At 40.4% G+C, this 7,182-nt stretch carries 8 protein-coding genes; all 8 read left to right on the forward strand.

The genetic code is table 11. From position 1 onward, the window contains the following. The first annotated feature begins 269 nt into the window (after positions 1–269). Positions 270–1,646, forward strand: coding sequence for an anthranilate synthase component I family protein (locus tag AB986_RS19945; RefSeq protein WP_048313417.1), 1,377 nt, complete (start codon positions 270–272; stop codon positions 1,644–1,646). Positions 1,647–1,664: 18 nt separating this feature from the next. After that, complete coding sequence (gene pabA / locus AB986_RS19950; protein ID WP_048313409.1) at positions 1,665–2,249, forward strand: aminodeoxychorismate/anthranilate synthase component II; 585 nt, start codon at positions 1,665–1,667, stop codon at positions 2,247–2,249. After that, positions 2,240–3,094, forward strand: coding sequence for an aminodeoxychorismate lyase (gene pabC / locus AB986_RS19955; protein WP_048313410.1), 855 nt, complete (start codon positions 2,240–2,242; stop codon positions 3,092–3,094). The genes pabA and pabC overlap by 10 nt, the downstream gene beginning before the upstream one ends. Positions 3,095–3,163: 69 nt before the next feature. Then, positions 3,164–3,988: a dihydropteroate synthase gene (folP, locus tag AB986_RS19960; RefSeq protein ID WP_407921930.1), complete on the forward strand. Its 825-nt coding sequence runs from the start codon at positions 3,164–3,166 to the stop codon at positions 3,986–3,988. A 17-nt stretch (positions 3,989–4,005) separates the two neighbouring features. Next, complete coding sequence (gene folB / locus AB986_RS19965) at positions 4,006–4,371, forward strand: dihydroneopterin aldolase (RefSeq protein ID WP_048313411.1); 366 nt, start codon at positions 4,006–4,008, stop codon at positions 4,369–4,371. Then, positions 4,364–4,888 carry a 2-amino-4-hydroxy-6-hydroxymethyldihydropteridine diphosphokinase gene (gene folK / locus AB986_RS19970; RefSeq protein ID WP_048313412.1) on the forward strand — a complete coding sequence of 175 codons (525 nt, stop codon included), beginning with the start codon at positions 4,364–4,366 and terminating at the stop codon, positions 4,886–4,888. Before folB ends, folK begins: the two co-directional genes overlap by 8 nt. Next, positions 4,840–5,064: a helix-turn-helix domain-containing protein gene (locus AB986_RS19975; RefSeq protein WP_048313413.1), complete on the forward strand. Its 225-nt coding sequence runs from the start codon at positions 4,840–4,842 to the stop codon at positions 5,062–5,064. Before folK ends, AB986_RS19975 begins: the two co-directional genes overlap by 49 nt. A gap of 340 nt (positions 5,065–5,404) precedes the next feature. After that, positions 5,405–6,898, forward strand: coding sequence for a lysine--tRNA ligase (lysS, locus tag AB986_RS19980; protein WP_048313414.1), 1,494 nt, complete (start codon positions 5,405–5,407; stop codon positions 6,896–6,898). The last annotated feature ends 284 nt before the right edge of the window (positions 6,899–7,182 follow it).

Below are 7,182 nucleotides of genomic sequence, written 5' to 3' on the forward strand. Positions count from 1 at the left end.
CAATGAAGCAGTCCTTTAGAGGACTGCTTTTTTTTATACGAAAAAGTGATAGTTGATGCAGAGTGGATCTAAATTTAAAGGAAAGTTTTTCTAATGGCCTGCTGTAAAGAGTTAGGGGAGTATAAAAAGGATGAAGCAATACGTCACTTCATGTAGAATAAAGGCATAAATAGAGCGGAAGCATACGCTTAGCTTTTGATAGGGTGTGAAGAATATTGCTAGACCAGCTAGAAAAAACAGCACGCAATCCGATTTTTGAGACTCTTGAAATGGGGTCTGAGGAGTGGTTCCAACGGTATAAACAGTTTAGTAAAGATCAATCGGAGCATATTTTGTTGGATAGTACTCGTGGTGGTAGGTATAGTATGTTTGGCATGAAGGCTATCGCTCACCTTTATGGAAGAGGATCTTTCCTAACGGTTACGGAATCCGGTGAAGAACCTAAGACGCAAGAAGGTAATTTATTGGATCTTATGCAGTTATGGATGCAGCAGAATGTGAGTAGTACAGATCACCGTTTACCTGACTTCCAGGGAGGGGCGATGGGATTTTTCAGTTATGATATCGTACGCCAAATAGAGAATTTACCAAACCTCTCTGATGACGACCTTGATCTTCCGGAACTGTCTTTTGTTGTCTACGAAGACGTTGGTGTATATGATCATGAAGAACAAAGATTGTGGTTCATTTCTCAAGTTGAGAAAGGACGGGAGCATGAAGGACGAGCTCGACTAACAACATATAAACAAGAGTGGACGAAACCGATTGATATTATTTCAAGTAAACCTTTTGTTCACACAGAAAAAACGAAGCAATTCTTTTCAATGAGTGAAGAAACTTTTGCTAATGCAGTTCAAAAAGTGCAGGAGTATATCTCTAATGGAGATGTTTTTCAAGTGAACCTTTCACTGAGGGAATCGAGAACATTGCATAGTGATCCCTTATCGGTTTATGAGATGTTGAGAGAGATCAATCCCTCACCTTACATGTCTCTCATCCACACAGATTCATTCGATATTGTTAGTGCTTCTCCAGAGCTCCTTATAAAGAAAAAGGGACGTGAATTAAGCACAAGACCAATAGCGGGCACAAGGTCACGTGGAAAAGATGATTCAGAAGATGTACGACTAGCGAGGACGCTGATTGAAAATGAAAAAGAGCGGGCTGAGCATGTGATGCTAGTTGATCTTGAGCGAAATGATCTTGGGCGAGTCTGCACGTATGGAACTGTAGAAGTTGATGAATTCATGGTAATTGAAAAGTATTCACACGTTCAGCACATTGTTTCCAACGTTCGAGGCATTGCGTCTCCTAGCAGTACGGCATTTGATGCAATCAAAGCAACGTTTCCAGGTGGCACAATTACCGGTGCCCCCAAAATTAGAACGATGGAAATAATCGAAGAACTTGAGCCTGTTCGTCGTGGCGTTTACACTGGTTCTATTGGGTGGATAGGTTTCAACGATGATATGGAATTGAACATCGCAATTCGTACGATGTTAATTAAAGACCAAGTCGCGCACGTTCAAGCAGGTGCTGGCATTGTCATTGACTCTAATCCAGAAGCAGAATATAAAGAGTCGTTAAAAAAAGCAAGAGCACTTTGGAAAGCGAAAGAAATAAGTGAAGAGACTAGCGGAGATTAGCTTAGAGGAGGAATAATTATGATTTTAATGATTGATAATTACGATTCATTTACGTATAACCTTGTACAGTATTTGGGGGAGATGGGTGAGGAGCTCGTCGTAAAGCGAAATGACGAAATAACGATTAAGGAAATTGAAGAGATTGATCCAGCGTTTATTATGGTTTCACCTGGACCGTGCAGCCCGAATGAGGCAGGCATAAGTATGGAAGTCATCAAGCACTTTGCTGGCCGCATTCCTATTTTTGGGGTTTGTCTTGGACATCAGTCGATTGCACAAGTGTTCGGTGGAGATGTTGTTAAAGCTGATCGATTAATGCACGGTAAAACTTCCGAAATGAGCCATGATGGAAGAACCATTTTCCAAGGGATTCAGAATCCTTTCACCGCAACAAGGTATCATTCTTTAATTGTTAAAAAAGAAACCTTACCAGAATGCTTTGAAATTAGTGCTTGGACTGAGGAAGGCGAAATTATGGCTATCCGACATAAGGAGCTCGCTGTTGAAGGAGTGCAGTTCCATCCTGAATCCATTATGACGGGAACTGGAAAGACGCTTCTCAAAAACTTTATTGATACACATCGGAAAGAGCCATGTTTATAAACATTAACGGTAATATTATAGATGAGAGAGAAGCGGTCATTTCAGTTTACGATCATGGTTATTTGTACGGTATCGGTGTTTTTGAGACGTTTCGCACATATAATGGTCATCCTTTTTTGTTTGATGATCATTTTGATCGATTGAAAGCATCGCTCGAAGAATTACAGATTACGCTACCCTATACAAAACTGAAGCTCTTGGATGAGGTGAAGCGGACGATTCAGGCGAACGATATGGTGGATGCTTATGTTCGCTTAAACATATCCGCAGGATCAGGAGAAATAGGACTTCAAACAGAACCTTATCACTCACCTCAAATCATCATCTATGTAAAGCCTATTGGTGAACCAGTTCGTAAAGAGAAGCGTGGCGTCATTCTGTCACTGAGAAGAAACTCGCCTGAAGGAGCTGTACGGCTCAAGTCTCACCATTACTTAAATAATATTTTGGCGAAACGCGAAGTTGGAAATGATCCTTCTATAGAAGGCATTTTCCTCTCACAGGAAGGTGTGCTCGCTGAGGGAATTGTATCCAACTTATTCTGGATTAAGGAAGGCGTCTTATATACACCTGCTATAAGCACTGGTATATTAAATGGCATTACGCGCCAATACATTTTATACGCTGCACAGAAACTTGGAATAAAGGCCATAGAGGGTAGCTTTGAAAAAGAAGAACTGTTTGCAGCTGATGAAGCGTTTATTACGAACTCTATTCAAGAAATTGTTCCGCTATATCAGATCGAACATGTGCTGTTACCTGGACTTGATGGTTCTGTCACGAACAGGCTCATCCACCACTATGAACAACACCGCATTTCGCTATTTAGTCGAACTGAATGCTAACCAAGAACATATGGACATAAAGGAGTGAGCCGTTTGACGACGGTAATGAATAAACAAACGAATCATCCTATGGTGATGGAGTGGCGGGATAGCTTAATCGATTGGAATCAGAAAACATGGATCATGGGGATTTTAAACGCAACGCCTGATTCTTTTTCAGACGGTGGAGAGTATAACACGGTCGATCACGCAGTAGCTCATGCTTTACAACTTGTAGAGGAAGGCGCCGATCTTATTGATATTGGAGGGGAATCTACTCGTCCCGGTGCTACACCGGTATCATTAGAAGAAGAGCTTAATCGTGTCATTCCAGTTATAAAAGCCGTAAGAAAAGTGGTCGATGTTCCCATTTCAATTGACACTTACAAAGCAGAAGTGGCTGATCAGGCAATATTAGCAGGTGCCGATATCATTAACGATGTATGGGGAGCTAAAGCTGATAGTGAAATGGCGAAAGTAGCTGCATCCCATGCAGTTCCAATTATCTTAATGCATAATCGTTATGATGCAGACTATGGTGACATAATGGAAGATATAAAAGCGGATGTGGAAGAAAGTATTGCGATTGCACTTGAAGCGGGTGTATCTGATCGTAACATCATTCTAGATCCAGGTATCGGTTTTGCCAAAACGCATGAACAAAATCTTGAAGTGATGAGAAGGTTAGACGAGTTTGCAGCGATTGGCTATCCAGTCTTACTAGGAACGTCAAGGAAATCAATTGTAGCAAAAACGTTAAATACACCACCGGACGACAGGGTTGAGGGAACAGGTGCTACTGTCTGTCTTGGAATAGAGCGAGGTTGTCACATTATCCGAGTACACGATGTAAAGCCTATTGTACGAATGGCAAGAATGATGGATGCTATGCTCAAGCCACAAATGAATTACTAATCAGGAGGATGAAGCGAATGGATAAGATCTATTTAAACGGAATGAAGTTTTATGGCTATCACGGAGTCTTTCCCGAGGAAAACAAGCTTGGTCAGCGTTTCTGTGTAGATTTGACACTTGAAGCTGATCTTTCGAAGGCAAGTGAATCAGATGATCTTAATTATACGGTTAATTATGCCGATGCTTATAATACGATTAAAGCAATTGTAGAGGGAGAACCAAGAAAATTAGTTGAAACTATTGCTGAAGAAATTACAACTAAGATGTTTAAGACATTTGAAATTGTCGAAGCTTGTACAGTTAAAGTAATTAAACCAGATCCACCAATTGATGGTCATTATGACTCAGTGGCAATTGAGATGAAGAGGGAACGGAATGAATAGTGTGTATATTGGGATTGGTTCCAATATTGGGGATCGAGAGAGTTACATTAAAACATCCCTTAAAAGAATTCAAGAGTATCCTGGGGTAGATATCGCTGATGTGTCCTCCCTGTATGAAACGGCCCCGGTAGGTGTAACGGAGCAGGCTGCTTTTTTGAATATGGTCGCGTTTCTAGAAACCGAAATGAATGCCTTTCAGCTATTAGAAATTCTTCAAGGAATCGAACAGTCTCTCGGTAGAGAACGAGATATTCGCTGGGGACCTCGAACAATAGATCTTGACATATTACTCTATAATCACGAAAATATTGTAGCAGAGGGTCTCGTGATTCCACATCCTAGACTTTTAGAGCGAGGTTTTGTGATTATTCCTCTTCACGAACTTAGTCCGGATGCCACTATTCCAACTACAAACAAAAGAATTGATTCTTATCTTGACCACATAGAAGATAAAGAAGGTGTACGTCTATGGAAGAAGAAGTCTGCGGGAGACGTATTCGCGCTTTTCGAAAGTTAAAAGGTTATACTCAGGAGCAGCTTGCTAAACAACTGGGTATCTCGGTTTCGATATTAGGGGAGATTGAGCGCGGAAATCGAAAGCCGACCAAAGATTTTATGCAATTAGTAGCTGAGCAGCTTAGAGTGCCGCTACGCGAGCTCTTTCCTACTGAAGAGAACCAAGGAATGAGATGAAGGCATATTAGAAGCTAGTCCGTTAACACTTATTTTGGGTGTTAGCGCTAATGGCTGTTGTATGAAGAAGATAAATACTAGAGATGGTCTTGCTGAACTCCTATACGGATAATTCAAGAGATTGAATTGAAACTAGCCGTTTGACTTTCGAACTAGCATTTTCTATACTACAGCTAGGAAATGACAAACTGCCAGTAAGAATACTGGCAGTTTTCTTCATATATGCCTCGATACACCCGGGGCGTTTGTCATTGATAATATGCACGGCAATGCTTGCTATTCATCCTGCTTTCCGATAAAGTAATAGCGGGATAAACATAGATTGACAGGAGTGATAGAGATGAGTCAGGAGCTTGAACTAAATGATCTTCTAAAAGTAAGAAGAGAAAAACTTGACGTTCTTAAGAATAATAACATTGATCCGTTCGGACATCGATTCGACCGATCTCATACTGCAAGCAAAATGCTAGAAGAGTTCGATTCCTTCACAAAGGAAGAACTTGCTGAACAAGAAAAGACTGTTTCATTAGCTGGTAGAATTATGACGAAGCGAGGAAAAGGGAAAGCCGGATTCGCGCACGTACAAGATCTAACTGGTCAAATTCAGTTCTATGTTCGTAAAGATGCAGTAGGTGATGAGCAATACGAACTATTCGATTCAATGGATATTGGAGATATTATCGGTGTTAGTGGTGAAGCGTTTAAAACAAAAGTAGGCGAACTATCTGTAAAGGTAAGCGACTTGCAGCTGCTTTCTAAATCACTTCGTCCACTTCCAGATAAATTTCATGGCTTAAAAGATGTAGAGCAGCGCTATCGTCAGCGTTATTTAGATCTCATCATGAGTCCTGAATCGAAACAAACGTTTATTGCAAGAAGTCGCATTATCCAATCAATGAGACGCTATCTAGATGATCAAGGGTTTCTTGAAGTGGAAACTCCTATGATGCATTCTATTCCAGGCGGAGCATCTGCACGTCCGTTTGTCACGCATCATAATGCACTTGATATGGAATTGTATATGCGTATTGCGATAGAACTACATTTGAAGAGATTGATCGTTGGCGGTATGGAACGCGTATATGAAATAGGTCGCGTCTTCCGTAATGAGGGCGTATCAACTCGACACAATCCTGAGTTCACAATGTTAGAACTTTATGAAGCCTACGCTGATTATAAAGATGTAATGTCTTTAACCGAGCAAATGGTTGCTCATATTGCGAAAGAAGTAACAGGCTCTACAACAGTCCAATATGGTGAAGATGAAATAAATCTAGAACCTGAATGGAAGAGACTTCATATGGTAGACGCAGTGAAAGAAGTAACAGGCGTAGACTTCTGGCAGCAAATGACTGATGAAGAAGCTCGTGACCTAGCAAAAGAGCACGGTGTAGATGTTAAAGAAACAATGGATTTTGGACATGTTGTAAATGAATTCTTCGAACAAAAAGTAGAAGATACTTTAATCCAACCTACATTCGTTTATGGTCATCCTGTTTCTATTTCACCACTAGCAAAGAAAAATCCTGAAGATGGTCGATTTACAGATCGATTCGAATTATTCATTGTTGCACGTGAACATGCAAATGCATTTACTGAGCTCAACGATCCAATCGATCAAAGAGAGCGTTTTGAAGCACAGCTTGTTGAACGTGAACAGGGTAATGATGAAGCACACATGATGGATCATGATTTTATTGAGGCTCTCGAATACGGACTACCTCCAACCGGAGGGCTTGGAATCGGGATAGATCGTCTTGTTATGCTATTAACTAATGCACCTTCTATTAGAGATGTGCTGCTTTTCCCTCAAATGAGAAACACCGAAAGATAATAGGTTAAGAATGAAGCCCTAACGAGGGCTTCATTTTTTAATTCTTTTTTTAGAAAAAGTATTGCGTGGTTTAATTTTACATGGTATATTAATACTCGCCGTTAAAAACACGGCATCAACGATTTAAATAATTTTAAAAAGTTGTTGACGCAAACTTACTTGATATGTTATATTAGTAAAGTCGCTGAAAACGACATTAAAAAAACGAATTGATCTTTGAAAACTGAACGAAACGCCATGTAAGTAGTTGTTTCTACGGAAACAAAACATTGTTTTAAAAGCTA

The organism is Guptibacillus hwajinpoensis, assembly GCF_001039475.1.
Lineage (GTDB): Bacteria > Bacillota > Bacilli > Bacillales > Guptibacillaceae > Guptibacillus > Guptibacillus hwajinpoensis.

Bases quoted from the DNA above. Each gene is read 5' to 3' on its own strand.
- AB986_RS19945 (WP_048313417.1), top strand. From the start codon at position 270: ATGGGGTCTGAGGAGTGGTTCCAACGGTATAAACAGTTTAGTAAAGAT.
- pabA (WP_048313409.1), top strand. From the start codon at position 1,665: ATGATTTTAATGATTGATAATTACGATTCATTTACGTATAACCTTGTA.
- pabC (WP_048313410.1), top strand. From the start codon at position 2,240: ATGTTTATAAACATTAACGGTAATATTATAGATGAGAGAGAAGCGGTC.
- folP (WP_407921930.1), top strand. From the start codon at position 3,164: ATGGTGATGGAGTGGCGGGATAGCTTAATCGATTGGAATCAGAAAACA.
- folB (WP_048313411.1), top strand. From the start codon at position 4,006: ATGGATAAGATCTATTTAAACGGAATGAAGTTTTATGGCTATCACGGA.
- folK (WP_048313412.1), top strand. From the start codon at position 4,364: ATGAATAGTGTGTATATTGGGATTGGTTCCAATATTGGGGATCGAGAG.
- AB986_RS19975 (WP_048313413.1), top strand. From the start codon at position 4,840: ATGGAAGAAGAAGTCTGCGGGAGACGTATTCGCGCTTTTCGAAAGTTA.
- lysS (WP_048313414.1), top strand. From the start codon at position 5,405: ATGAGTCAGGAGCTTGAACTAAATGATCTTCTAAAAGTAAGAAGAGAA.